This is a genomic window from Pseudomonas lalucatii (assembly GCF_018398425.1).
In the GTDB taxonomy this organism is placed as follows: Bacteria; Pseudomonadota; Gammaproteobacteria; order Pseudomonadales; family Pseudomonadaceae; genus Aquipseudomonas; species Aquipseudomonas lalucatii.
Genome location: NZ_JADPMV010000002.1, coordinates 687,754 through 712,733, shown reverse-complemented (window position 1 = coordinate 712,733; position 24,980 = coordinate 687,754). Strand labels below are relative to the sequence as shown.

General features: G+C 66.5%; 21 protein-coding genes and 2 pseudogenes. 18 read left to right on the top strand and 5 right to left on the bottom strand.

The genetic code is table 11. The features are described from left to right. Positions 1-8 precede the first annotated feature (8 nt). The 9 genes and pseudogenes from I0D00_RS16725 to tadA all read left to right on the top strand — a co-directional run bounded on the left by I0D00_RS16725 (position 9) and on the right by tadA (position 10,413). Positions 9-1,151, top strand: a complete 1,143-nt coding sequence (locus I0D00_RS16725; protein ID WP_213640952.1) for an acyl-CoA dehydrogenase family protein — start codon at positions 9-11, stop codon at positions 1,149-1,151. 19 nt (positions 1,152-1,170) lie between these two features. Beyond that, on the top strand, positions 1,171-1,920 hold the full coding sequence (locus tag I0D00_RS16720) for an electron transfer flavoprotein subunit beta/FixA family protein (protein ID WP_213640951.1): 750 nt from the start codon (positions 1,171-1,173) through the stop codon (positions 1,918-1,920). Further along, positions 1,920-2,852, top strand: a complete 933-nt coding sequence (locus tag I0D00_RS16715; RefSeq protein ID WP_213640950.1) for an electron transfer flavoprotein subunit alpha/FixB family protein — start codon at positions 1,920-1,922, stop codon at positions 2,850-2,852. Before I0D00_RS16720 ends, I0D00_RS16715 begins: the two co-directional genes overlap by 1 nt. Further along, complete coding sequence (locus I0D00_RS16710) at positions 2,849-4,363, top strand: 3-hydroxyacyl-CoA dehydrogenase (protein WP_213640949.1); 1,515 nt, start codon at positions 2,849-2,851, stop codon at positions 4,361-4,363. Before I0D00_RS16715 ends, I0D00_RS16710 begins: the two co-directional genes overlap by 4 nt. A gap of 2 nt (positions 4,364-4,365) precedes the next feature. Next, the gene (locus tag I0D00_RS16705; protein WP_213641810.1) at positions 4,366-5,580 is read left to right on the top strand and encodes a 3-oxoadipyl-CoA thiolase; all 1,215 of its coding nucleotides are present in this window, start codon (positions 4,366-4,368) and stop codon (positions 5,578-5,580) included. 33 nt (positions 5,581-5,613) lie between these two features. Then, positions 5,614-6,792 carry an acyl-CoA dehydrogenase gene (locus I0D00_RS16700; RefSeq protein ID WP_213640948.1) on the top strand — a complete coding sequence of 393 codons (1,179 nt, stop codon included), beginning with the start codon at positions 5,614-5,616 and terminating at the stop codon, positions 6,790-6,792. 439 nt (positions 6,793-7,231) lie between these two features. Next, a pseudogene (locus I0D00_RS16695) lies at positions 7,232-8,192 on the top strand (IS1595 family transposase). 365 nt (positions 8,193-8,557) lie between these two features. After that, positions 8,558-9,928 carry a multicopper oxidase family protein gene (locus I0D00_RS16690; RefSeq protein WP_213641809.1) on the top strand — a complete coding sequence of 457 codons (1,371 nt, stop codon included), beginning with the start codon at positions 8,558-8,560 and terminating at the stop codon, positions 9,926-9,928. A 2-nt stretch (positions 9,929-9,930) separates the two neighbouring features. Beyond that, complete coding sequence (gene tadA, locus I0D00_RS16685) at positions 9,931-10,413, top strand: tRNA adenosine(34) deaminase TadA (RefSeq protein WP_213641808.1); 483 nt, start codon at positions 9,931-9,933, stop codon at positions 10,411-10,413. A 19-nt stretch (positions 10,414-10,432) separates the two neighbouring features. On the opposite strand, the gene mltF is transcribed toward tadA, so the two are convergent. Continuing rightward, positions 10,433-11,893 carry a membrane-bound lytic murein transglycosylase MltF gene (gene mltF / locus I0D00_RS16680; RefSeq protein ID WP_213640947.1) on the bottom strand — a complete coding sequence of 487 codons (1,461 nt, stop codon included), beginning with the start codon at positions 11,891-11,893 and terminating at the stop codon, positions 10,433-10,435. Positions 11,894-12,060: 167 nt separating this feature from the next. Here mltF and purL point away from each other — a divergent pair, with 167 nt between their 5' ends. The 3 genes from purL (at position 12,061) to I0D00_RS16665 (ending at position 16,699) form a co-directional block, all read left to right on the top strand. Beyond that, positions 12,061-15,957, top strand: coding sequence for a phosphoribosylformylglycinamidine synthase (gene purL / locus I0D00_RS16675; RefSeq protein WP_213640946.1), 3,897 nt, complete (start codon positions 12,061-12,063; stop codon positions 15,955-15,957). Between the two features lie 18 nt (positions 15,958-15,975). Then, positions 15,976-16,245, top strand: coding sequence for a CDGSH iron-sulfur domain-containing protein (locus I0D00_RS16670; RefSeq protein WP_213640945.1), 270 nt, complete (start codon positions 15,976-15,978; stop codon positions 16,243-16,245). 136 nt (positions 16,246-16,381) lie between these two features. Beyond that, positions 16,382-16,699, top strand: a complete 318-nt coding sequence (locus I0D00_RS16665) for a YqfO family protein (protein ID WP_213640944.1) — start codon at positions 16,382-16,384, stop codon at positions 16,697-16,699. 56 nt (positions 16,700-16,755) lie between these two features. Here the strand turns inward: I0D00_RS16665 and I0D00_RS16660 are convergent, their stop codons facing one another. Both I0D00_RS16660 and I0D00_RS16655 read right to left on the bottom strand, forming a co-directional pair. Continuing rightward, positions 16,756-17,259, bottom strand: coding sequence for a L,D-transpeptidase family protein (locus tag I0D00_RS16660; RefSeq protein ID WP_213640943.1), 504 nt, complete (start codon positions 17,257-17,259; stop codon positions 16,756-16,758). A 15-nt stretch (positions 17,260-17,274) separates the two neighbouring features. Continuing rightward, on the bottom strand, positions 17,275-17,832 hold the full coding sequence (locus I0D00_RS16655) for an NUDIX hydrolase (protein WP_213640942.1): 558 nt from the start codon (positions 17,830-17,832) through the stop codon (positions 17,275-17,277). 166 nt (positions 17,833-17,998) lie between these two features. Here I0D00_RS16655 and I0D00_RS16650 point away from each other — a divergent pair, with 166 nt between their 5' ends. From I0D00_RS16650 to I0D00_RS16630, 5 genes and pseudogenes are all read left to right on the top strand, one after another. Beyond that, positions 17,999-18,601: a CoA pyrophosphatase gene (locus I0D00_RS16650; RefSeq protein ID WP_213640941.1), complete on the top strand. Its 603-nt coding sequence runs from the start codon at positions 17,999-18,001 to the stop codon at positions 18,599-18,601. Between the two features lie 22 nt (positions 18,602-18,623). Then, positions 18,624-19,148 carry a gamma carbonic anhydrase family protein gene (locus tag I0D00_RS16645; RefSeq protein ID WP_213640940.1) on the top strand — a complete coding sequence of 175 codons (525 nt, stop codon included), beginning with the start codon at positions 18,624-18,626 and terminating at the stop codon, positions 19,146-19,148. Beyond that, on the top strand, positions 19,145-19,336 hold the full coding sequence (locus I0D00_RS16640; RefSeq protein WP_213640939.1) for a DUF1289 domain-containing protein: 192 nt from the start codon (positions 19,145-19,147) through the stop codon (positions 19,334-19,336). Before I0D00_RS16645 ends, I0D00_RS16640 begins: the two co-directional genes overlap by 4 nt. 57 nt (positions 19,337-19,393) lie before the next feature. After that, positions 19,394-20,575 carry a formate-dependent phosphoribosylglycinamide formyltransferase gene (gene purT, locus I0D00_RS16635; protein ID WP_213640938.1) on the top strand — a complete coding sequence of 394 codons (1,182 nt, stop codon included), beginning with the start codon at positions 19,394-19,396 and terminating at the stop codon, positions 20,573-20,575. Then, positions 20,508-21,301 (top strand): annotated as a pseudogene (locus tag I0D00_RS16630) (SGNH/GDSL hydrolase family protein). Before purT ends, I0D00_RS16630 begins: the two are co-directional and overlap by 68 nt. Here I0D00_RS16630 and I0D00_RS16625 read toward each other — a convergent pair. Together I0D00_RS16625 and I0D00_RS16620 are read right to left on the bottom strand one after the other, a co-directional pair. Continuing rightward, positions 21,264-22,550 carry an HlyC/CorC family transporter gene (locus I0D00_RS16625; RefSeq protein ID WP_213640937.1) on the bottom strand — a complete coding sequence of 429 codons (1,287 nt, stop codon included), beginning with the start codon at positions 22,548-22,550 and terminating at the stop codon, positions 21,264-21,266. The pseudogene I0D00_RS16630 and the gene I0D00_RS16625 overlap by 38 nt on opposite strands. Before the next feature lie 9 nt (positions 22,551-22,559). Beyond that, positions 22,560-23,360 carry a cytochrome C assembly family protein gene (locus tag I0D00_RS16620; protein WP_213640936.1) on the bottom strand — a complete coding sequence of 267 codons (801 nt, stop codon included), beginning with the start codon at positions 23,358-23,360 and terminating at the stop codon, positions 22,560-22,562. A 157-nt stretch (positions 23,361-23,517) separates the two neighbouring features. On the opposite strand from I0D00_RS16620, the gene ffh reads away from it, so the two are divergent. Further along, positions 23,518-24,894, top strand: coding sequence for a signal recognition particle protein (gene ffh / locus I0D00_RS16615; protein ID WP_213640935.1), 1,377 nt, complete (start codon positions 23,518-23,520; stop codon positions 24,892-24,894). The last annotated feature ends 86 nt before the right edge of the window (positions 24,895-24,980 follow it).

Below are 24,980 nucleotides of genomic sequence, written 5' to 3'. Positions count from 1 at the left end.
GCCCGAGCATGGACTTCACACTCAGCGAAGAGCAGCAGATGCTGCAAGACACCGTGGTCCGTCTGGCCCGCGACAGCTACAGCTTCGAACAACGCGAGCAGTTCTACCGCAGCGAGCTGGGCTTCAGCCGGGCGTTCTGGCAGCAACTCGGTGATCTCGGCCTGTGCTCGGTACCGATTGCCGAGGCCGATGGCGGCTATGGTGGTAGTGGCGTGGACAATCTGCTGATCATGACCGAGCTGGGCCGCAACCTGTGCCTGGAACCCTTCCTGCACTCGCAGATTTATGCCGCCGGCCTGCTGCAGCAACTGGGTAACGACCAGCAGCGCGACGCCTTGCTGCCCCGGGTCGCCAGTGGCGAGCTGCAACTGGCGGTGGCCCTGGAGGAAGGCCAGAGCCATTACCAGCTACATGACGTACAGACCCGCGCCGAAGCCGTGGACGGTGGCTGGCAACTGTCCGGGCACAAGGTGGTGGTGATCGGCGGGTACAGCGCCGGACTGATACTGGTCTCCGCGCGTACGGCGGGCAGTCCGCTGGACGAGCAGGGCATCAGCCTGTTTCTGCTCGACCCGGCCAGTACCGGGGTGAGCCGCCGCGACTACCCCTGCATTGATGGCCCGCGGGCCTGCGATCTGCTGCTGGACAACGTATTCGTCGCCGCCGACGGCCTGCTCGGCGAGCCGGGCAACGCCCTGCCGGCTCTGCGCTATCAGCAGGGCCGGGCCATCGCCGGGCAGTGCGCCGAGGCCGTGGGGGGCATGGAAGAAGCCTTTCGCCTGACCCTCGACTACCTGAAAACGCGCAAGCAGTTCGGCGCGCCGATCGGCAAGTTTCAGGTCCTGCAGCACCGCATGGCCGATATGCGTGGCGAACTGGAACTGGCCAGCTCCATGGCCATTCTCGCTGCCTGCATCGCTGACGAGGCCGATAGCGAGGAGCGCAGCCGGCGCCTGGCCGCGGCCAAGTTCATCGTCGTGCGCGCCGCGCGTTTCATCGCCGAGCAAGCCATCCAGTTGCATGGCGGCATCGGCATGACCTGGGAATACAACCTGGCCCACCACGCCAAGCGCCTGGTCATGCTCAGCCACCAGTTGGGTGACGACGACCATCATCTGCAGGCCTACGCCGAACTACTGAAAAGCGCCTGATCAACAAGAGGACTGTTCCATGAAAGTACTGGTCGCGATCAAACGAGTGGTCGACTACAACGTCAAGGTTCGCGTCAAGGCGGACAGCAGCGGCGTTGATCTGGCCAACGTCAAGATGTCGATGAACCCCTTCTGCGAAATCGCCGTGGAAGAAGCCGTGCGCCTGAAAGAGCAGGGCGTGGCGAGCGAAATCGTCGTGGTGTCGATCGGCCCGACTGCTGCGCAAGAGCAGCTGCGCACCGCCCTGGCGCTGGGCGCCGACCGGGCCATCCTGGTCGAGTCCAGTGACGAGCTGAACTCCCTGGCCGTGGCCAAGCTGCTCAAGGCGGTGGTCGACAAGGAGCAGCCGCAACTGGTGATCATGGGCAAGCAGGCGATCGACAGCGACAACAACCAGACCGGCCAGATGTTGGCGGCACTGAGCGGTTACGCCCAGGGCACCTTCGCCTCCCAGGTGGAAGTGGCGGGCGACAAGGTCAGCGTGACCCGCGAGATCGACGGCGGCCTGCAGACGGTGGCACTGAACCTGCCGGCCATCGTCACCACCGACCTGCGTCTGAACGAGCCGCGCTACGCCTCCTTGCCGAACATCATGAAGGCCAAGAAGAAGCCGCTGGAAGTGGTCACCCCGGATGCCCTGGGCGTCGCCACCGCTTCCACCGTCAAGACCCTGAAAGTCGAAGCGCCGGCCACCCGCCAGGCCGGCATCAAGGTCAAGTCCGTGGCTGAACTGGTCGAGAAATTGAAGAACGAGGCGAAGGTAATCTAATGACTATCTTGGTTGTTGCAGAACACACTAACGCTGCCCTGGCTGCCGCCACGCTGAACACCGTTGCCGCCGCACAAAAAATCGGGGGCGACATCTATGTGCTGGTGGCCGGTGCCGATTGCGCCGCTGCCGCCGAAGCCGCGGCCAAGGTCGCAGGCGTGACCAAGGTGCTGGTGGCCGACAATGCCGCCTTCGCCCACCAGTTGCCGGAAAACGTCGCACCGCTGGTTGCCGAGCTGGGCAAGGGTTGCAGCCACATCCTGGCGGCCGCCACCAGCAACGGCAAGAACATCCTGCCGCGCGTGGCTGCCCAACTGGACGTCGACCAGATCTCCGAAATCATCGCGGTCGAGAGCGCCGACACCTTCAAGCGGCCGATCTACGCCGGCAACGCCATCGCCACCGTGCAGTCCAGCGCGGCCGTGAAGGTGATCACCGTGCGCGCCACCGGTTTCGACCCGGTCGCCGTCGAAGGCGGTTCCGCGGCTGTCGAAGCCGTGACCGCTGGCGGCGACGCGGGCATCTCGGCCTTCGTCGGCGAAGAGCTGGCCAAGTCCGATCGTCCGGAGCTGACCGCGGCCAAGATCGTCGTATCCGGCGGCCGCGGCATGCAGAACGGCGACAACTTCAAGCACCTGTACGCCCTGGCCGACAAGCTCGGCGCTGCAGTCGGTGCTTCGCGCGCCGCGGTCGACGCCGGTTTCGTGCCGAACGACATGCAGGTCGGCCAGACCGGCAAGATCGTCGCGCCGCAGCTGTACATCGCCGTCGGTATCTCCGGCGCGATCCAGCACCTGGCCGGTATGAAGGACTCCAAGGTCATCGTCGCGATCAACAAGGACGAGGAGGCGCCGATCTTCCAGGTCGCCGACTACGGTCTGGTCGCCGATCTGTTCGAAGCCGTGCCGGAACTTGAGCAGGCACTGTCATGAGCGCATTCAAGCAAATCGGTGTGATTGGCAGTGGTGCCATGGGCCGCGGTATCGCCCAGTTGTTCGCCAGTGCCGGCGTCGAGGTGCTGCTGCACGACAGCCGCAGCGAAGCCATCGAACAGGCCTTGAGCCAGAACCGCGAGTTGCTGGAGCGGGCGGCGGCCAAGGGCAAGCTCAGTGCCGAGACGCTGGCCGGCACGCTGGCGCGCATGCGGGCGGCGCCCCGGCTACAGGATCTGGCTGGCTGCGACCTGCTGATCGAGGCCATTGTCGAGAATCTCGAGGCCAAGCAGAGCCTGTTCCGCGAGCTGGAAAAGCTGGTCGGCCGCGAGGCGGTGCTGGCCAGCAACACCTCGTCGTTGTCGGTTACCCAGATCGCCAGCGCCTGCGAGCATCCCCAGCGGGTGGCCGGCTTTCACTTCTTCAACCCGGTCACCCTGATGAAGATCGTCGAGGTGGTGCGCGGTGAACGTACCGAGGCGCAGGTGATCGAGCGGCTGTCGGCGCTGGCCGAACAGGCCGGGCACTTCGTCGCGGTGACCCCGGATTCGCCCGGCTTTCTGGTCAACCACGCCGGCCGCGCCTATGGCCCGGAAGCCTTGCGCATCGTTGCCGAGGGTATCGCCACGCCGGCGCAGATCGACCGCATCCTCAAGGACAGCCTGGGCTTTCGCATGGGCCCGTTCGAACTGTTCGACCTGGTCGGCCTGGACATCTCCCATGCGGTGATGGAGTCGATCCACCAGCAGTTCTACCAGGATCCGCGCTATACCCCTTCGGCGCTGGTGCCCTCGCGACTGGCGGCTGGTCTGCTGGGGCGCAAGAGCGGGCAGGGCTTCTATCGCTATCAGGATGGTCGAGTGGTCGAGGAGTCACCGGCAGAGCAGCCAGCCGTGGCCATTGACCGGCCATTCTGGCTGGACTGCCAGGATCAGGCGCTGCGGGCAAAGATTGCCGCCGTGCTGGAGCAAGCCGGTGCCGTGCTGGAGCAGGACGCGCAGCCCAGTGCCAATGCCATCTGTCTGCTGACTCCGCTGGGTGAAGATGCCAGCAGTGTAATCGCCCGCCGGCAACTGCCGGTCGCCCGCAGCCTGGCCCTGGAAACCTTTGCCGGTTTCGACCGACGCCGAGTGCTGATGCGTCAGCCGGGGCTGGATGCCGCTGTACTGGCGCAGGCGCGGCAGGCCCTGTGTGGCGATGGTGTGCCGGTGGAAGTGATCAATGATTCCCCCGGTTTTATTGCCCAGCGGGTGCTGGCCAGCATCGTCAACCTGGGCTGCGAAATCGCCCAGCGGCGCATCGCCGACCCCGCCACCCTGGATCGTGCGGTGCAGCTGGCGCTGGGTTATCCCCATGGCCCGCTGGGCTTCGGTGACCACTACGGGGCGACGAAGATCGAGCAGATCCTGCATGAGTTGCACGACCTCTATCAGGAACCGCGCTACCGGATCAGTCCCTGGCTGCGTCGCCGCGTCCAGCTCGGCCTGCCCCTGACCACTCCCGAGGAATGAGCATGACCGCCTACATTTACGATGGCCTGCGTTCGCCCTTTGGCCGCCACGCCGGCGCCCTGGCCAGTGTGCGCCCAGACGATCTGCTGGCCAGCGTGGTGCGCGCCCTGGTGGCACGTAACCCGTTCGCTGCAGACGATTACGAAGACCTGATCGCCGGCTGCACCAACCAGGCCGGTGAGGATGCGCGCAACCTGGGTCGCCATGCAGCCCTGCTGGCGGGGCTGCCGCCTGCCGTCGGCGGCCTGACCGTCAACCGTCTGTGTGGTTCGGGGCTGGCCGCGGTGCTGGATGCTGCCCGTGCCGTGCGCTGCGGCGAAGGCGCGCTGTTTATCGCCGGCGGTGCCGAGAGCATGAGCCGTGCGCCCTTCGTGATCGCCAAGGCGGAAAGCGCCTACTCGCGCGATTTCCGCGCCTTCGACAGCACCATCGGTGCGCGCTTCCCCAATCCGCAGGTGGAAGCCGAATTCGGTGCCGATTCGATGCCGGAGACCGCCGATAACGTCGCGCGCGAGCTGGGCATCAGCCGTGAGCAGGCCGATAGCTACGCGGCGCGCAGTCAGGCGCTGTTCGAGGCGGCGCTGCAGGACGGTTTCCATGCTGGCGAAATCCTGCCGATCGAAGTGGCGCAAGGCCGAAAGCAGCCGCCAAAGATTGTCGAGCGCGACGAGCACCCTCGTCCGCAAAGTACCTTCGACGCTTTGTCACGACTGCGCCCGCTGTTCGAGGGTGGTGTGGTCACCGCCGGCAACGCCTCGGGGGTGAATGACGGTGCCGCCGCGCTGCTGATCGGTTCGCGCACCATTGGCGAGCAGTACGGCCTGAAGCCACGCGCGCGCATCCTCGCCGGAGCCATTGCCGGCGTCGAACCACGGCTGATGGGCCTGGGCCCGGTGCCGGCTATTGCCAAGGCACTGCAACGCGCCAAGCTGAGCCTGGCCGACATGGATCTGATCGAAATCAACGAGGCCTTTGCCGCGCAGGTGCTCGGTTGTGCCAAGCAGCTCGGCCTGGCCTTCGATGATCCGCGGCTGAACCCCAATGGCGGGGCCATTGCGATTGGCCACCCCCTGGGAGCATCGGGGGCGCGTCTGGCTTACAGCGCGGTGCGCCAACTTGAACGCACGGGCGGTCGTTATGCACTGGTCAGTCTGTGCATCGGTCTCGGCCAGGGCATCGCCTGCGTCATCGAACGCCTCGACAGAATAGATAGATAGAGCATTACCACCCATGAATTTGGAGCAACACCCATGACCAAAGCAAGCTTCAACTGGATCGACCCACTGCTGCTCGACCAGCAACTGACCGAAGAAGAGCGCATGGTGCGCGACAGCGCCCAGCAGTTCGCCGCCGACAAACTGAAGCCGCGGGTGCAGCTGGCCTTTCGCAACGAGCAGACCGACCCGGCGATCTTCCGCGAGATGGGCGACACCGGCCTACTCGGCGCGACCATCCCCGAAGCCTACGGCGGCAGTGGCCTGAACTACGTGTGCTACGGCCTGATTGCCCGCGAAGTCGAGCGTGTGGATTCCGGTTACCGCTCGATGATGAGCGTGCAGTCGTCGCTGGTGATGGTGCCGATCAACGAGTTCGGCAACGAGGCGACCAAGCAGAAGTACCTGCCGAAGCTGGCCAGCGGCGAATACATCGGCTGCTTCGGCCTGACCGAGCCGGACCATGGCTCCGACCCGGGTTCGATGATCACCCGGGCCAAGAAGGTCGACGGCGGCTACCGCCTGAGCGGTGCCAAGATGTGGATCACCAACAGCCCGATTGCCGATGTCTTCGTGGTCTGGGCCAAGGACGATGCCGGCGAGATTCGCGGCTTCGTCCTGGAAAAAGGCTGGCAAGGCCTGAGCGCCCCGGCGATTCACGGCAAGGTCGGTCTGCGCGCTTCGATCACCGGTGAAATCGTCATGGACAATGTGTTCTGCCCGGAGGAAAACGCCTTCCCCGATGTGCGTGGCCTCAAGGGGCCGTTCACCTGCCTCAACTCCGCCCGTTACGGCATCGCCTGGGGTGCGCTGGGCGCTGCCGAAGACTGCTGGCACACCGCCCGCCAATACACCCTGGACCGCAAGCAGTTCGGCCGCCCCCTGGCACAGACGCAACTGATCCAGAAGAAGCTGGCCGACATGCAGACCGAGATCACCCTGGCCCTGCAAGGTTGCTTACGTCTGGGGCGGATGAAGGATGAGGGCACCGCCGCGGTGGAGATCACCTCGATCATGAAGCGCAACAGCTGCGGCAAGTCCCTGGACATCGCCCGCATGGCCCGCGACATGCTGGGCGGCAATGGTATCTCCGATGAGTTCGGCGTGGCCCGTCACTTGGTCAACCTGGAGGTGGTCAATACCTACGAGGGGACCCATGACGTCCATGCACTGATCCTCGGTCGTGCGCAGACCGGGCTCCAGGCGTTTTTCTGATCATCACCTAGAACGGCTTACCAGTCGGCGTCTCCACTCAGGCTTGTACTCAAGCCTGAGTGGAGTGACTGGCGTCGTTGTGTCCAACAGCCTAGTCACAGAGGGCTTTTTGCTCGTTCTTCACCGGGGTCGGGTAGAGCGAGACCTTTTGACCAACTCATCTTCCAAGGGATGGATCGTTATGAATAACGCGCATGCATTCAGTGCCTATTGGTCGGCCCAAGTGCCTTTCGTCGCCTCCTTCGCGGTGCAGCAATTGCGTCTCTGGTTCAGCACTAATCCCTGGTTCTACGGGGATATGAGCACGGTGGTTGGTTAAAGGTCCCTGCCGAGGATTCGCCCTTGATATTAGGGTTGGTCTTTGGCAAGGCTATGTCCCAATGATGTGTTGCATTAACTAATCTGAAGGGTAGGCATCCGTTCGGGAGACCTACCCTTCATGGATACTCAAGCCTTTCACCACTGGCTGGCCCAACTGGGCCGGCTCAGCACCCAACAGAAATCCACGCTTCATCGAGCACTGCAGAGCCCGCCGGCCACAGAAGTACTCGATTGCCTGCCGGCGCTGCAGAGTTGTCCGCATTGCCAGGTCAGCGCGAAGCAGCTTGCGCCTTGGGGATGGTCGCGCGGCTTGCGCCGCTATCGCTGCCGTAGTTGTCGACGGACGTGCACCGCGCTCAGCAACAGGACTTGCCCGCCTGCACTACCCCGAGCGCTGGAAAGACTACGCCCAGGTCCTGATTGATGGGCTTAGCGTGCGCAAGGCGGCCAAGGCGTGCGGTATCAGCAAAAACACCGCCTTCCTCTGGAGGCACCGCTTCCTAGCGGCAGCGGCTGAGCATCACGCCACGCATGAGGCGGGAATTGTCGAAGTGGATGAGACGTTCTTTCTGGAGTCCTTCAAAGGCCAGAGGCAGTTGCCTCGGCCGCCCCGTAAACGAGGCGGGGTGAGCGTGACCCGCGGCACGGGTAAAGACCAGATCCCGGTGATGGTGGTGCGCGACCGGGAGGGGAATACCGCTGACTTCAAGTTGGCCAAACTCGATGCCAATCATGTGCGCGAGGCGCTGATGCCGCTGATCGACCAGGAGGCAGTGCTCTGCAGTGATGGGGCTTCGGTCTACGCCAGCTTTGCCCGAACCCAGGGCATCACCCATCGAGTCGTGCATGCCCGCCCTGGCCAGCGCGTACGCCAAGGCGCTTTCCATATTCAGAACGTCAATGCCTACCACAGTCGCTTAAAGCGCTGGATGGCTCGCTTCCATGGCGTAGCCACCCGCTACCTCCCGAATTACCTGGGCTGGCGTCGCATGCTTGAGCGTTACCAGGCGCATATTCAACCCGAATACTGCATCCAGGAGGCAGTCGGACGCACTTTGCAACAGGCTATTGGTACATAGCCTTTGGCAAACCCAAGGGGAAAGATTCAGGTAGCATACCGATTCAGCGTGATGCCCAAGTCGTCTCATGACCCTCTTAGTTAGAAACAGCCGCTGACGGTAATGATGACGGTGTTGGCTAGTAATGTTCACGCAAAATTCTTTTAGCCAAATGGGGTTAGATGGCTTGTTGATGATCGAGTGGGAGTGATCTGAACGACAAGGGCAGCCGAGGCTGCCCTTGTCGTACCTGCTTGCCGCTGCGGCGTCCCGTCCGGTCTTTCGGGTCGCCAGCGCCCATCTTTAAATGAGAAACTGTTGCAATTTATGCCCCGCGTGCCTGGGGCCGATTTCTGCCGGGTTGCCTCCGGGCTAGGGACATGAACATGGCGTTTAGCCGCAGACAGATTCTCGCCGGCCTGGCCGGGCTCGGTGTCGCCGGGCTCGGCGCCGGCGGGGTACGCTACTGGCTGGGGCGGCCGCTGGTCGCCGCCGAGTACGATTACCAATTGATCGCCGCGCCGCTGGACGTGGAGCTGGTGCCGGGGCATCTGACCCCGGCCTGGGCCTACGGCGGCCAGGCGCCAGGGGCGGAGATACGCGCCAAGCAGGGCGAATGGCTGCGGGTGCGTTTCATCAACCATCTCGAGGTGCCGACCACCATCCACTGGCACGGCATCCGCCTGCCGCTGGAGATGGACGGCGTACCCTATGTCTCGCAGCTGCCGGTGCTGCCGGGCGAATACTTCGACTACCGGTTCAGGACGCCGGACGCCGGCAGCTTCTGGTACCACCCCCATACCGCCAGCGGCGAGCAGCTGGGGCGCGGCCTGGTCGGTCCGTTGATCGTCGAGGAGCGCGAGCCGAGCGGCTTCGCTCACGAGCGCACGCTCAGTCTGAAGAGCTGGCATGTCGACGGCCAGGGCGCCTTCACCGCCTTCAGCGTGCCGCGCGAGGCGGCCCGTGGCGGCACGCCGGGCACCCTGAGCACGGTCAATGGGGTGCGCGCGCCGACCCTGGAGCTGCCGGCCGGGCAGGTGGTGCGCCTGCGCCTGATCAACCTGGACAATACCCTGACCTATCGCCTCAACCTGCCGGACGCCGAGGCGCGCATCTATGCCCTGGATGGCAATCCGGTGGCGCCGCGTCCGCTGGGCAAGGACTACTGGCTGGGGCCGGGGATGCGCATCGAGCTGGGGCTGAGGGTGCCGGCGGCGGGCGTCGAGTTGCCCCTGCGCAACGGCCCGCTGCGCCTGGCCACCCTGCGTGCGGTGGCCTCGGCCGAGGCGTCCGGCGCCTGGCCGCCGGCCTTGCCGGCCAATCCGGTCGCCGAGCCGGACCTGGCCGCCGCCGAGACCCTGCGCTTCAACTTCGAGTGGGTCGGCGCCGTGTCGGTGGGGGTGGAGCAGGGTGCCGCGCCCAGCTTCTGGCAGATCAACGGTCAGGCCTGGGACATCAACGACAAGACCTGCGCCGACCGCCCCATCGCCCGGCTGCGGCTGGGCCAGAGCTATATCTTCGAGCTGCGCAACATGACCCAGTACCAGCACCCGATCCACCTGCACGGCATGACCTTCAAGGTGCTCGCCTCCAGCCGCAAGCGCATCGAACCCTACTACACGGACACCTACCTGCTGGGCAAGAACGAGCGGGCGCGCATCGCCCTGGTCGCCGATAATCCCGGGGTGTGGATGTTCCATTGCCATGTCATCGACCATATGGAAACCGGTCTGATGGCTTCCATAGAGGTGGCTTGAACGTGCGTCAGCCCAGGATCATCGACCGCTCGCGCGACGAGCACTTCATGCGCGAGGCCTTGCTCCAGGCGAGCGCGGGCGCCGAGCTCGGCGAGGTGCCGGTGGGCGCCGTGCTGGTACAGGATGGCGTCATCATCGGGCGCGGCTTCAACTGCCCGATCTCCACCCATGACCCCAGCGCCCACGCCGAGATGGTGGCGATCCGCGCCGCGGCCCAGGCCGTCGGCAACTATCGCCTGCCCGGCAGCACCCTGTACGTGACCCTGGAGCCGTGCAGCATGTGTGCCGGGCTGATCGTCCACGGGCGGGTCGAACGGGTGGTGTACGGCGCCACCGAGCCCAAGGCCGGGGTGGCGCTCAGTCGCGGCGAGTTCTTCAGTCAGGGGTTTCTCAATCACCGGGTGCTGATCGAGGGCGGGGTGCTGGCGCAGGAGTGCAGCGAGATGCTCAGCGCCTTCTTCAGGGCGCGGCGCGGCGCGCGCTAGAACCGGGCGGCCCCGGGCGTCAGAGCGGCGGCAGTTGCTCGCTTGGCGGGTTCTTGTTGACCCCGGGCACGTGCAGGCCGGACTCGGCCACCTGGGTGCCCTCCAGCTGCGGCTGGGTGACCCAGGTGAGGATGTCGTAGTAGCGGCGGATGTTGCGCACGAAGTGCACCGGCTCGCCGCCGCGGGCATAGCCGTAGCGGGTCTTGCTGTACCACTGCTTCTGTGCCAGGCGCGGCAGGATCTTCTGCACGTCCAGCCACTTGTTCGGGTCCAGGCCCTCGGCCTCGGTGAGCTTGCGCGCGTCCTCCAGATGGCCGGCGCCGACGTTGTAGGCGGCCAGGGCGAACCAGGTGCGATCCGGCTCGACTATGCCGGCCGGCAGCTGCTCCTTCACCCGGACGATGTACTTGGCGCCGCCGTCGATGCTCTGCTTGGGGTCGAGACGATTGGACACGCCCATGGCCTGGGCGGTGCGCAGGGTCAGCATCATCAGGCCGCGCACCCCGGTCTTGGAGGTGGCGGTCGGTTGCCACAGGGACTCCTGGTAGCCCATGGCGGCCAGCAGGCGCCAGTCCACCCCCTGAATCCGGGCGGCCTCGCGAAAGTGCTTCTCGTAGAGGGGCAGGCGCTGCTGCAGGTGCTTGGCGAAGGTGTAGGCACCGACGTAGCCGAGAACATCGACATGGCCGTAGTAGCGTTCGGTCAGGCGCTTGAGGCTGCCATTCTGCTGGGCGCGGGCGAGGAAGGTGTCGATCGCCTCGAGCAGGCTGCGGTCCTCGCCGGGGGCGACGGCCCAGCCCAGACCCTGGGAGTCGCCGAAGTCGAAGGCCACCCGCACGTTGGGAAAGTACACCTGGTTCATCGCCAGTTCGTTGGAGTCGACCAGGGTCAGGTCGATCTGCCCTTCGTCGACCATGCGCAGCAGGTCGACCACCTCCACCTCGGCGGACTCGTCGTACTGCAGTTCGGGGAGCTCGGCCTTGAGCGCCGCCAGCTGCTCGGCGTGGCTGCTGCCCTTGAGCACCAGGATGCGCTTGCCGAGCAGGTCCTGGGGGCGGGTCGGGCGCAGCTGGCCGTTGCGGTAGACGACCTGCGGGGTGACCTGTAGGTAAGGCTGGGAGAAGCGCGCGATCTGCTGCCGGCCGTCGCTTGCCACCAGGCTGGCGGCGGCCAGTACCGGCCCCTTGGCTTCGCCGAGGCGGGCGAACAGCTGGTCGAGGTTGTCGGCGGTCTCGATCTGCAGCTCGACGCCCAGATCGGCGGCCAGGCGCTTGACCAGCTCGTATTCGAAGCCGGTTTCGCCGTTGCGATCCTGGAAGTAGGTGGCCGGGCTGTTGCGGGTGATCACGCGCAGCACACCCTCCGCCTGGACGCGCTCGAGGGTGCTGGGTTCTTCGACGCAGCCGCCGAGCAGCAGGAGGATTCCGATCGCTGACAGCCAGCGGGCGCAGCGGGCGCGGAACGCAGATTGGGCAAACATTAGCGCAGTATACGCAAAGCACCCGACGCGCCATATCTCGACAGCATCTGCCTTCTCTGCTAGCGCGCCGGGCGCCGTACGGCCTGCGCTACGGGTGCCGCCGTGCGCCGCTTTAGGCTAGAATGCACGGCCTCAAAGTACACCCCCTTCCCAGAGGCTGTCCCCCGATGCTGATCCTGCGCGGCGCTCCCGCCCTTTCTGCTTTCCGCCACGGTAAATTGCTCGAGCAACTGACCGGCAAAGTACCCGCTGTGACCGGACTGTATGCCGAGTTCGCGCATTTTGCCGACGTCACCGGCGTGCTCGATGCCGACGAAGAGCGGGTGCTGGCCCGTCTGCTGAAGTACGGCCCGAGCGTGCCGGTGCAGGAACCCAGCGGCCGGCTGTTCCTGACCATCCCGCGTTTCGGCACCATCTCGCCCTGGTCGAGCAAGGCCAGCGACATCGCCCGCAACTGCGGCCTGGCGAAGATTCAGCGCCTGGAACGGGGCATCGCCTACTACGTGACCGGCGAGCTGAGCGCGGCCGAGGCCGAGCAGGTCGCCGCCCTGCTGCACGACCGCATGACCCAGCTGGTGCTGGACAACCTGGAAGGCGCCGCGGCGCTGTTCAGCCACGCCGCGCCCAAGCCGCTGACCGCGGTGGACGTGCTCGGCGGTGGTCGTGCCGCTCTGGAACAGGCCAACCTCGAGCTGGGCCTGGCCCTGGCCGAGGACGAGATCGACTATCTGGTGCAGAGCTTCAAGGACCTGGGGCGCAACCCCCACGACATCGAGCTGATGATGTTCGCCCAGGCCAACTCCGAACACTGCCGGCACAAGATCTTCAACGCCAGCTGGGACATCGATGGCGAGAGCCAGGAAAAGTCCCTGTTCGGCATGATCAAGAACACCTACCAGATGCACGGCGAAGGGGTGTTGTCGGCCTACAAGGACAACGCCGCGGTGATAGTCGGGCACTCCGCCGGGCGCTTCTTCCCCGACGGCGAGACCCGCCAGTACGGCGCGGTGCAGGAGCCGGTGCACATCCTGATGAAGGTCGAGACGCACAACCACCCGACGGCCATCGCACCCTTCCCCGGGGCCTCCACCGGCTCCGGCGGCGAGATCCGCGACGAGGGTGCCACCGGCCGCGGCGCCAAGCCCAAGGCCGGCCTGACTGGTTTCACCGTGTCCAACCTGCAGATCCCCGGTTTCGAGCAGCCCTGGGAAGTGCCCTACGGCAAGCCCGAGCGCATCGTCACCGCGCTGGACATCATGATCGAGGGTCCGCTCGGCGGCGCCGCGTTCAACAACGAATTCGGCCGCCCGGCGCTGACCGGCTACTTCCGTACCTTCGAGCAGGCCATCACCACGCCGCGCGGCGAAGAGGTGCGCGGCTACCACAAGCCGATCATGCTCGCCGGCGGCATGGGCAACATCCGCGGCGAACACGTGCAGAAGGGCGAGATCACCGTCGGCGCCAAGCTGATCGTGCTCGGTGGCCCGGCCATGCTGATCGGCCTGGGTGGCGGCGCCGCCTCGTCGATGGCCACCGGTGCCAGCTCGGCCGACCTCGACTTCGCCTCGGTGCAGCGCGAGAACCCGGAAATGGAGCGCCGTTGCCAGGAGGTGATCGACCGCTGCTGGCAGCTCGGCGAGCACAACCCCATCGCCTTCATCCACGACGTCGGCGCCGGCGGCCTGTCCAACGCCTTCCCCGAGCTGGTCAACGACGGTGGCCGTGGCGGCCGTTTCGAGCTGCGCAACGTGCCCAACGACGAGCCGGGCATGGCGCCCCACGAGATCTGGAGCAACGAGTCCCAGGAGCGCTACGTGCTGGCGGTCGACGCCGCCGACTTCGAGCGTTTCAAGGCCATCTGCGAGCGCGAGCGCTGCCCGTTCGCGGTGGTCGGCGAGGCCACCGAGGAGCCGCACCTGACCGTCGCCGACAGTCATTTCGGCAACAACGCGGTGGACATGCCGCTCAACGTGCTGCTCGGCAAGGCGCCGCGCATGCACCGCTCGGCGGACCGCGAGGCCGAGCTGGGCGACGACTTCGATGCCGGCGGCCTGGACCTCGGGGAGGCCGTCAGCCGCGTGCTGCGCCACCCGGCCGTGGCCAGCAAGAGCTTCCTGATCACCATCGGCGACCGCACCATCACCGGCCTGGTCGCCCGCGACCAGATGGTCGGTCCCTGGCAGGTGCCGGTGGCCGATTGCGCGGTCACCGCCACCAGCTTCGACGTCTACACCGGCGAGGCCATGGCCATGGGCGAGCGCACGCCGCTGGCCCTGCTCGATGCCCCGGCCTCCGGGCGCATGGCGATCGGCGAGACCCTGACCAACCTGGCGGCCTCGCGCATCGAGAAGATTTCCGACATCAAGCTGTCGGCCAACTGGATGGCCGCCGCCGGCCACCCGGGTGAGGACGCCCGCCTGTACGACACCGTCAAAGCGGTCGGCATGCAGCTGTGCCCGGAGCTGGGCATCACCATTCCGGTGGGCAAGGACTCGATGTCGATGAAGACCCGCTGGCAGGATGACGGCGCCGACAAGAGCGTCACCGCGCCGCTGTCGCTGATCGTCACCGGCTTCGCCCCGGTCAGCGACATCCGCCAGACCCTGACCCCGCAGCTGCGCATGGACAAGGGCGAGACCGACCTGATCCTGATCGACCTCGGTCGCGGGCAGAACCGCATGGGCGCCTCGATCCTCGCCCAGGTGCACGGCCAGATCGGCCGTCAGGCCCCGGACGTCGACGATGCCGAGGACCTCAAGGCCTTCTTCGCGGTGATCCAGGGCTTGAATGCCGACGGTCATCTGCTGGCCTACCACGACCGTTCCGACGGCGGCCTGCTGGTCACCGCGCTGGAGATGGCCTTCGCCGGCCACTGCGGCCTCAACCTGCAGCTCGATGCCCTGGCCGATGGCCGCGAGGAGCTGGCCGCGGTGCTGTTCAACGAGGAGCTCGGCGCGCTGATCCAGGTGCGCCAGGACGCCACCCCGGACGTGCTGGCGCAGTTCAGCGCCGCCGGCCTGGGCGACTGCGTGGCGGTGATCGGCCAGCCGGTCAACAACGCCGAGGTGGTCATCGCCTTCAACGGCCAGCCGGTGTACAGCGGCGAGCGTCGCCTGCTGCAGCGCCAGTGGGCCGAAACCAGCTACCGCATCCAGCGCCTGCGCGACAATGCCCAGTGCGCCGATCAGGAGTTCGACGCCCTGCTCGAGGAGGACAACCCCGGCCTCGCCGCCAAGCTCGGTTACGACGTCAACGAGGACATCGCCGCGCCCTATATCAAGAAGGGCGTGCGCCCGCAGATCGCCGTGCTGCGTGAGCAGGGGGTCAACGGCCAGGTGGAGATGGCCGCGGCCTTCGATCGCGCCGGCTTCACTGCCGTCGACGTGCACATGAGTGACATCCTCGCCGGTCGCGTCGACCTGGACGCCTTCAAGGGCCTGGTCGCCTGCGGCGGCTTCTCCTATGGCGACGTGCTCGGCGCCGGCGAGGGTTGGGCCAAGTCGATCCTGTTCAACAGCCGCGCCCGCGACGCCTTCCAGGGCTTCTTCGAGCGCAGCGACAGCTTCGCCCTGGGCGTGTGCAACGGCTGCCAGATGCTCTCCAACCTGCACGAGCTGATCCCCGGCAGCGAGTTCTGGCCACACTTCGTGCGCAACCGCTCCGAGCAGTTCGAGGCCCGCGTGGCCATGGTCCAGGTGCAGGAGTCGGCGTCGATCTTCCTGCGCGGCATGGCCGGCTCGCGCATGCCGATCGCCATCGCCCACGGCGAGGGCCATGCCGAGTTCGCCAGCGAGGAGGCGTTGCTGGAGGCCGACCTGTCCGGCTGCGTGGCCATGCGCTTCGTCGACAACCACGGCAAGGTCACCGAGACCTATCCGGCCAACCCCAACGGTTCGCCGCGCGGCATCACCGGCCTGACCAGCCGCGATGGCCGGGTGACCATCATGATGCCGCATCCGGAGCGGGTGTTCCGCGCCGTGCAGAACTCCTGGTGCCCGGACGACTGGCAGGAAGATGCCGGTTGGCTGCGCATGTTCCGCAACGCCCGGGTCTGGGTGGACTGAGGCTGAAGGCGCGGACCCATGCCCGGTGAGTCCGCGCCGCTGTTACCCGAGGTGCGCCGGGTCGAGTCCGGCGAGACCGGGCTGCTGCGCCGTTGCGGGCGTTCGCCCGCGCTTCCCGACTGTCCCTCCGACTGTGCCGAAGGCTTGCGGCTCGAGCCTCTGCGCGAGCGGCTCCTGCTGCTGTGCCGCTGCGGCCTGTCGAGGTGCCTGCCTTATTGCGACGGCAGCCACAGTCCGCCGGCCAGTGGTTGGCACGCACGCTGGCGGCGCTTCTGGCATGGCGACTAGGCTGAACGTCTGGGCAGGTCGTCAGTCAAAGCATCGAGTTGTGATGCACGCCGTGGATTACGATTAAGGCAAAGTGCCATCATTCTGCGGTGTCCTGTTCGGCTATTCTCGATTTGCCCCAGTCGCGGAGATCTCGATGTACAAGCTGTGTTTCTATGTCCCGGAAAGCCATCTGCACGAGGTGAAAGAGGCGGTGTTCGCCGCGGGCGGCGGACGTATCGGTCAGTATGACAGCTGCTGCTGGCAGGTCCTGGGGCAGGGTCAGTTCCGTCCGCTGCAGGGCAGTCAGCCCTACCTCGGCCGGGTCGGCGAAGTGGCGCAGGTGGCGGAATGGAAGGTGGAGCTGGTGGTCGCCGACGAGTCGATTCACCAGGCGGTCAAGGCCCTGAAACAGAGTCACCCCTACGAGACGCCGGCGTTCGAGGTGTGGCGCCTGTCCGATCTGCAGTTCTAGCGGGAACCCAACGAGAAAGGCGCCGTGAGGCGCCTTTCTTCATGGCGCGCCGCGGGTCAGGGGCGAATCTCGATCAGCGTGCCGTCCTTGACCAGGGCCCACACCTCGCGCATGTCGCTGTTCTTCATGGCGATGCAGCCCTCGGTCCAGTCCAGGGTGTGGAAGAACCACTCCGGGTACTCCTCGTCCAGCGGCGTGCCGTGGATCATGATCATGCCCCCGGCCGGCACGCCCTGCTCCCGGGCCTTGGCCAGGTCGCGGGCGTTGGGGTAGGAGATGTGCAGGGACAGCTGGTACTTCTCGCTGGTCTTGCGCCAGTCGATCCAGTACAGCCCCTCGGGCGTGCGCAGGTCGCCCTCGCGCTGCTTGGCGCCGTTGGGCTGCTTGCCGAGGGAGATGCGGTAGGACTTGAGTGGTTGGCCGCGGCTGAGCAGCTGCAGCTTGCGCTCGGACTTGAGCACCAGCACCTTGTCCACGCCGGGCCCGTCCAGGGTGGTCGTGGTGCTGGCCAGGGCGGTCAGGTTCAGGGACAGGCAGAGCAGGGCGAGCAACCAGCGCATGGGGTGATTCCGGGGTCAGAGGGGTTTCCTGAAGTGCGCGCGCAAGGCCTCCAGGGGCTCGTTGCGGACCGGGTAGACGTGCTCCCGGCGGTCGGCGAAGAAACATTCTAAGGTACGGGCCACGGTCGGGAAAGCCAGCTCGGACCAAGGGATGTCGCGCTCATGGAACAGCTGGACCTCGAGACTCTCCTCGCCCACGGCGAAGTCCAGGTCGACCAGTTCGGCGCGGAAGAACAGGTACACCTGGTTGATGTGCGGCAGGTCGAACAGGGTGTAGAGGCTCAGTGCGCGGACCCGGGCGCAGGCTTCTTCCTGGGTTTCCCGGGCGGCTGCCTGCTCCAGCGTTTCGCCGTTCTCCATGAAGCCGGCGGGCAGGGTCCAGTAGCCACGCCGCGGCTCGATGGCGCGGCGGCACAGCAGCACCTGTTCGCCCCACACCGGCAGGCAGCCGGCGACGATGCGAGGATTCTGGTAGTGGATGGTGTGGCAGTGCTCGCAGACGTAGCGCGGCCGGTTATCGCCGGCCGGGACGCGCTGGGTGACGGGGCTGCCGCACTGGCTGCAGAACTTCATGCCGAATCCTCCGGGCTCATGGTCTATCTTGGCGCGCGGGCGGGGCCGGCGGCAAGCGGCCGGGCGCGGGCAGCGCCCCGCCGAACCTGTGGTGCTGGCGACGGGCTTGGGTGCCGCGCGGCTTTCATGCGATTATCCGGGGCAGAAAAACAAGCCGAGAATGCCCATGCTGGACGAGTTGCTCCACCGCGTGCGCGGTCACAGTCCGCGCCTTCTGGAGACCGACCGCAGCTTCCCCGAGGCGGCGGTGCTGGTGCCCATCACCCGTAGCGACGAACCCGAGGTGGTGCTGACCCTACGCGCCAGTGGCCTGTCCACCCATGGTGGCGAGGTGGCCTTCCCCGGCGGGCGGCGCGATCCGGAGGACCGGGACCTGATCCACACCGCGCTGCGCGAAGCCGAGGAGGAGATCGGCCTGCCGCCGGGCCTGGTGGAGGTGATAGGGCCGCTCAGCTCGGTGGTGTCGCGCCATGGCATCCAGGTCACCCCCTATGTCGGCCTGGTGCCCGATTACGTCGAATACCAGGCCAATGACGACGAGATCGCTTCGGTGTTCTCGGTGCCGTTGGACTTCTTTCGCGACGATCCGCGGGAAGTGACCCACCGCATCGACTACCTCGGGCAGAGCTGGTACGTGCCGAGCTACCGCTACGGCGAATACAAGATCTGGGGACTGACGGCGATCATGCTGGTGGAGCTGGTCAACCTGCTGTACGACGCCGGGATCGCCCTGCACCAGCCCCCCGCGCACTACATCGCACTCAACTGAATCGCACGACGAGGAGCCATCCATGAAATACCGCCTGGGGCACGCGCAAGTCGAGACCCACCCGGACAGCTGGGCGGCACCGAATGCCACGCTGGTCGGCAAGGTCAGGCTGGAGGCCGGAGCCAGCGTCTGGTTCAACGCGGTGCTGCGCGGCGACAACGAACTGATCCATATCGGCGAGCAGAGCAACGTGCAGGACGGTACGGTGATGCACACCGACATGGGCTATCCGCTGTCCATCGGCAAGGGCGTGACCATCGGCCACAAGGCCATGCTGCACGGCTGCTCGGTGGGCGACTACAGCCTGATCGGCATCAACGCCGTGGTGCTCAACGGCGCCAAGATCGGCAAGTACTGCATCATCGGCGCCAATACCCTGATCGGCGAGGGCAAGGAGATCCCCGATGGCTCGCTGGTGGTCGGCTCGCCGGGCAAGGTGATTCGTGCCCTGAGCGAGGAGCAGAAGAGGATGCTCGAGGCCAGCGCCGCCCACTATGTGCACAACGCCCAACGCTACGCCCGCGAGCTGGCCGAGCAGGAGGCATGAGTCGCGCGCCGCGTCCGGTCGCCTCGCCCTGCGTGAACATCTGCGCGCTTGACGACGAGGATATCTGCATCGGTTGCCAGCGCAGCGCCGGCGAGATCAGCCGCTGGAGCCGGATGGACGACGGCGAGCGGCGCCAGGTGCTGGCGCGCTGTCATGAGCGTGCCCGGGCCAGGGGCGTGCTGCTCTAGGTGCCATCCATTCATCGCCGCAGCCCCTTCTTATTCGCACTGCCCTAAGGAAGTCCTATGTCCCGTATCGGAACCCCGCTGTCGCCGAGTGCGACCCGCGTCCTGCTCTGTGGCGCTGGTGAGCTGGGCAAGGAAGTGGTGATCGAGCTGCAGCGCTTCGGCGTCGAGGTGATCGCCGTCGATCGCTATGCCAATGCTCCGGCCATGCAGGTGGCGCACCGCAGCCATGTTCTGGACATGCTCGACGGCGCGGCGCTGCGGGCGGTGATCGAGCTGGAGCGGCCGCACTACATCGTCCCGGAGATCGAGGCCATCGCCACCGCCACCCTGGTCGAGCTGGAGGCCGAGGGCTACTGCGTGATCCCCAGCGCCCGTGCCGCCCAACTGACCATGAACCGCGAGGGCATCCGCCGCCTGGCGGCCGAGGAGCTGGGCCTGCCGACCTCGCCCTATCGCTTCGCCGACTCCTTCGAGCAGTGCCGTGCGGCCGTGCAGGTACTGGGCTTTCCCTGCCTGATCAAGCCGATCATGAGCTCCTCGGGCAAGGGCCAGTCGTTGCTCAAGTCCATCGATGACCTGCAGGCGGCCTGGGACTACGCCCAGGCCGGCGGCCGTGCCGGCAAGGGGCGGGTGATAGTCGAGGGCTTCGTCGACTTCGACTACGAGATCGCCTTGCTCACCGTGCGCCACGCCGGCGGCACCACCTTCTGCGCGCCGGTCGGCCATCGCCAGGTCAGGGGCGACTATCAGGAGTCCTGGCAGCCGCAGCCGATGAGTGCCAAGGCCCGGGCCGAAGCCGAGCGCATCGCCCTGGCGGTGACCGAAGCCCTGGGCGGTCGTGGGTTGTTCGGCGTCGAGCTGTTCGTCAAGGGCGACCGGGTGTGGTTCTGTGAGATATCGCCGCGCCCCCACGACACCGGCCTGGTCACCCTGATCTCCCAGGACCTGTCCGAGTTCGCCCTGCATGCTCGGGCCATCCTCGGCCTGCCGATCCCGGCGGTCCGCCAGCTGGGGCCCTCGGCTTCGGCGGTGCTGCTGGCCGAAGGCGAGTCGCGCCAGGTGGCTTTCGCCAACCTCGACGCCGCCCTGGCCGAACCGGACACCGCCTTGCGCCTGTTCGGCAAGCCGCAGGTCAACGGCCAGCGGCGCATGGGGGTGGCCCTGGCCCGCGATGAATCGCTGCAGGCGGCACGTGACAAGGCCGCGCGTGCGGCCCGGGCGGTCAGCGTCGAGCTGTGAGCGCCTGGCGCGCGCTGCGCCGGTGCTGCCGCTGGTCGTGCCGCTGGCGCTGCACAGCCGTCGTAGGGCGCTGCGGCTGGCGCCGGCGGCGGAGCGCTGCGTGGCGTGGCCGGCGGGCAATTGCCGGGTGCGCCCCTGCGTCTGCTGGTGCTCGGCGAATCGACGGTCGTGGGTGTCGGGGTCAGCTGCCTGCGGCACGCCCTGGTCGGCTGCCTGGCCCAGGCCCTGGCCGAGCGCCTGGGGCAGCCGGTGGCCTGGCGGGCCTGTGGCGAGAACGGCATCACCGCCGCCGAGGCCCGCCGGCGCCTGCTGCCGCAGGTGCTGGATGACGCGCCGGAACTGGCGCTGCTGGTCTTCGGCGTCAACGACTGCACGGCCGTGACCTCGCTGCGCCGTTGGCAGCAGGCGCTCGGCGACATGACCGAGGCGCTGCAGGGGCGTGGTGCGCGGGTGGCGTTCAGTGGGGTGCCGCCTCTGCAGCATTTCCGCGCCTTGCCCTGGCTGTTGCGGGCATTGCTCGGGATGCGGGCGGCGTTGCTGGATGCACGGCTGCGCGAGGTGGCGTGTCGGGCGAGGGCCGACTACTGTGCGCTGGACCTGGCGTTTTCCGCCGAGTACATGGCCCTGGACGGCTATCACCCGTCCGGCCTGGGCTATCGCCTGTGGGCCGAAGGGGTGGCCGGGGCCCTCACTCCTGCGTGGGTTCCGGCTGGGTCTGCGGGCTGACCTGCCAGACCCGCACGTTTTTCACCCGGTTCTCCGAGGACTGCAGGATTTCCAGGCGGTAGGGGCCGATCTTCAGGCACACGGCGCTGTCGGGAATGCTCTCCAGGGCCTCGGTGATCAGGCCGTTGAGGGTCTTGGGGCCGTCGCAGGGCAGGTGCCAGTCGAGTGCCTTGTTCACTTCGCGGATATAGGCGGCGCCGTCGATCACCTGGGTGCCGTCTTCCTGGGGGTGGATGTCCGGGCTGCGCAGGCTGTCCTGGTTGTTGAAGTCGCCGACTATCTCCTCGAGGATGTCCTCCAGGGTGACGATGCCGATCACGTCGCCGTATTCGTCGACCACTATGCCGATGCGCCGCTTGTGCTTCTGGAAGTTGATCAGCTGGGTCGACAGCGGCGTGCTTTCCGGGACGAAGTAGGGCTCGTTGCAGGCGCCGAGCAGGGCCTCCTTGGTCAGCTGGTTGTGGCTCAGCAGGCGGGCGATCTGGCGCATGTGCACCACCCCCTCGATCTGGTTGATGTCCTCGCGGAACACCGGCAGGCGGGTGTGCGGGGTGGTGCGCAGCTGGGCGATGATGGTCTCGATGTCGTCGTCCAGGTCGATGCCGACCGCTTCGTTGCGCGGGATCATGATGTCGTTGACCGTGACCTTCTCCAGGTCGAGGATGCCCAGCAGCATGCTCTGGCGGTTCTTCGGCAGCTCGTGGCCGGACTCGCGCACCACGCTGCGCAGCTCCTCGGTGGTCAGGCTGTCGCTGCTCTTGCTGGCCGGGTCGACGCCGAGCAGTCTGAGCAGGCCGTTGCTGATCCAGCCGAGCAGCACCACCAGGGGGTAGAACAGCTTGAGCAGCAGCAACAGCGGCAGGCTGAAGGGGTAGGCGACCCGCTCCGGATGCAGGGCGGCCAGGGTCTTGGGGGTGATCTCGCCGAAGATCAGCAGCGCCACGGTCAGGCCGATGGTGGCGATGGCGATGCCGGCCTCGCCCCATAGCTGGATGGCCAGCACGGTGGCGATGGCCGAGGCGAGGATGTTGACGAAGTTGTTGCCGATCAGGATGGTACCGAGCAGGCGGTCCGGGCGGCTGAGCAGGTCGCTGACCCGCTTGGCGCCGCGATGGCCCTCCTTGGCCATGTGGCGCAGGCGGTAGCGGTTGAGGCTGAGCAGGCCGGTCTCCGAGCTGGAGAAGAAGGCCGAGCAGGCCAGCAGGAAGACCAGTAGGCCGATCAAGAAGCCGGGGTGTAGGTTGTCCACGGGGCGGGCCTAGATATGCAGGATGAATTCGCGAACCAGCTTGCTGCCGAAGTACGCCAGCATCAGCAGGCAGAAGCCCGCCAGGGTCCAGCGGATGGCCTTGTGTCCGCGCCAGCCGAGCTGATGGCGGCCCCACAGCAGCACGGCGAACACCACCCAGGCGAAGCTGGAGAGGATGGTCTTGTGCGCCAGGTGCTGGGCGAACAGGTCGTCGAGAAACAGCGCGCCGGACAGCAGCGACAGCGAGAGCAGCACCCAGCCGGCCCAGAGGAAGCCGAACAGCAGGCTCTCCATGGTCTGCAGTGGCGGGAAGCTCTTGATCAGGCCGGACGGGTGCTTGTGCTTGAGCTGGTAGTCCTGCAGCAACAGCAGCAGGGACTGGAACACGGCGATGGTGAGGATGCCATAGGCGATCACCGACAGCAGGATATGGGCGAGGATGCCGGGTTCCTCGTTGATCGGCCGCAGGGTGCCGTTGGGCATGAACTGCGCCAGCAGCACCGTCAGGCAGCCCAGGGGGTAGAGCAGCAGCAGCAGGTTCTCCACCGGCATGCGCGAGCAGGCCAGCAGGCTCAGCAGGATCACCGCGAAGGCGATCAGGCTGGCGGCATTGAAGAAGTCCAGGGCCAGGCCGCTGGCATGGTTCATCTGGGCGAACAGGCTGGCGCCATGGAAGAGCAGGGCGAGCACGCCGAGCAGGGCCAGCAGGCGTTTGTCCGGCACGGCGCGCCGGGTGAGTCGAAGGCTCTGGTAGGCAGTGGCGCCGGCGTACAGGCAGGCGGCTGCGAGGCTGGGCAGCAGAGGGTGCATAAATCCTTGTTAGGCAGGCCCGAAAGGCGCTGAGTGTGGCATACAACCGGCGCCCCACGAAAGACCGCTGGCGGTGTCGGCGCCCGGTACTCTCCGCTATAATCCGCCGCCTGCCGCAAGCTCAGCCTCGGTTCAGAAGAACCCGAAAGGAACGCGCATGTTCGAAAATCTTACCGACCGCCTCTCGCAGACCCTGCGAAACGTCACTGGCAAAGCCAAGCTGACCGAGGACAACATCAAAGACACCCTGCGCGAAGTGCGCATGGCCCTGCTCGAGGCCGACGTCGCGCTGCCGGTGGTCAAGGACTTCGTGGGCAAGGTCAAGGAGCGGGCCGTCGGCACCGAGGTATCGAAGAGCCTGACCCCGGGCCAGGCCTTCGTGAAGATCGTCCGCGCCGAACTGGAAGAGCTGATGGGCGCGGCCAACGAGGATCTCGCCCTGAATGCCGCGCCGCCGGCGGTAGTGTTGATGGCTGGCCTGCAGGGGGCCGGTAAGACCACCACGGTGGGCAAGCTGGCGCGCTTTCTCAAGGAACGCAAGAAGAAGAGCGTGCTGGTGGTCTCGGCGGATGTCTATCGCCCGGCGGCGATCAAGCAGCTGGAGACCCTGGCCGCCGATGTCGGGGTGACCTTCTTCCCCTCGGACATCAGTCAGAAGCCGGTGGCGATCGCCGAGGCGGCGATCAAGGAAGCCAAGCTCAAGTTCATCGATGTGGTGATAGTCGATACCGCCGGGCGCCTGGCCATCGACTCCGAGATGATGGCCGAGATCCAGGTGCTGCACGGCGCGATCAAGCCGGTCGAGACGCTGTTCGTGGTCGATGCCATGACCGGCCAGGACGCCGCCAACACCGCCAAGGCCTTCGCCGACGCGCTGCCGCTGACCGGCGTGGTGCTGACCAAGGTCGACGGCGATGCCCGCGGCGGTGCCGCCCTGTCGGTTCGCCATATCACCGGCAAGCCGATCAAGTTCATCGGCATGGGCGAGAAGAGTGAGGCGCTCGAGCCCTTCCATCCGGAGCGGATCGCCTCGCGCATCCTCGGCATGGGCGACGTGCTCAGCTTGATCGAGCAGGCCGAGCAGACCCTCGACCGCGAGAAGGCCGAGAAGCTGACCAAGAAGCTGAAGAAGGGCAAGGGCTTCGACCTCGAAGACTTCCGCGATCAGCTGCAGCAGATGAAGAACATGGGCGGCCTCGGCGGCCTGATGGACAAGCTGCCGCAGATGGGCGGCGTCAACCTGGCGCAGATGGGCAATGCCCAGGGCGCGGCGGAAAAGCAGTTCAAGCAGATGGAGGCGATCATCAACTCCATGACCCCCGCCGAGCGCCGCGATCCGGAGATCATCAGCGGTTCGCGCAAGCGCCGTATCGCCCTGGGTTCCGGCACCCAGGTGCAGGACATCGGGCGGCTGATCAAGCAGCACAAGCAGATGCAGAAGATGATGAAGAAGTTCACCGCCAAGGGCGGCATGGCCAAGATGATGCGCGGGATGGGCGGCATGTTCCCCGGCGGCGGTCTGCCGAAGATGTGACCCCGGCGCGCGCTCGCGGGGCGCGCGGCTGTGGGCTTGGCGTCGGCGGCGACCGGCGGCCGGAAAAAGAGATTTGCAAAAAGCCG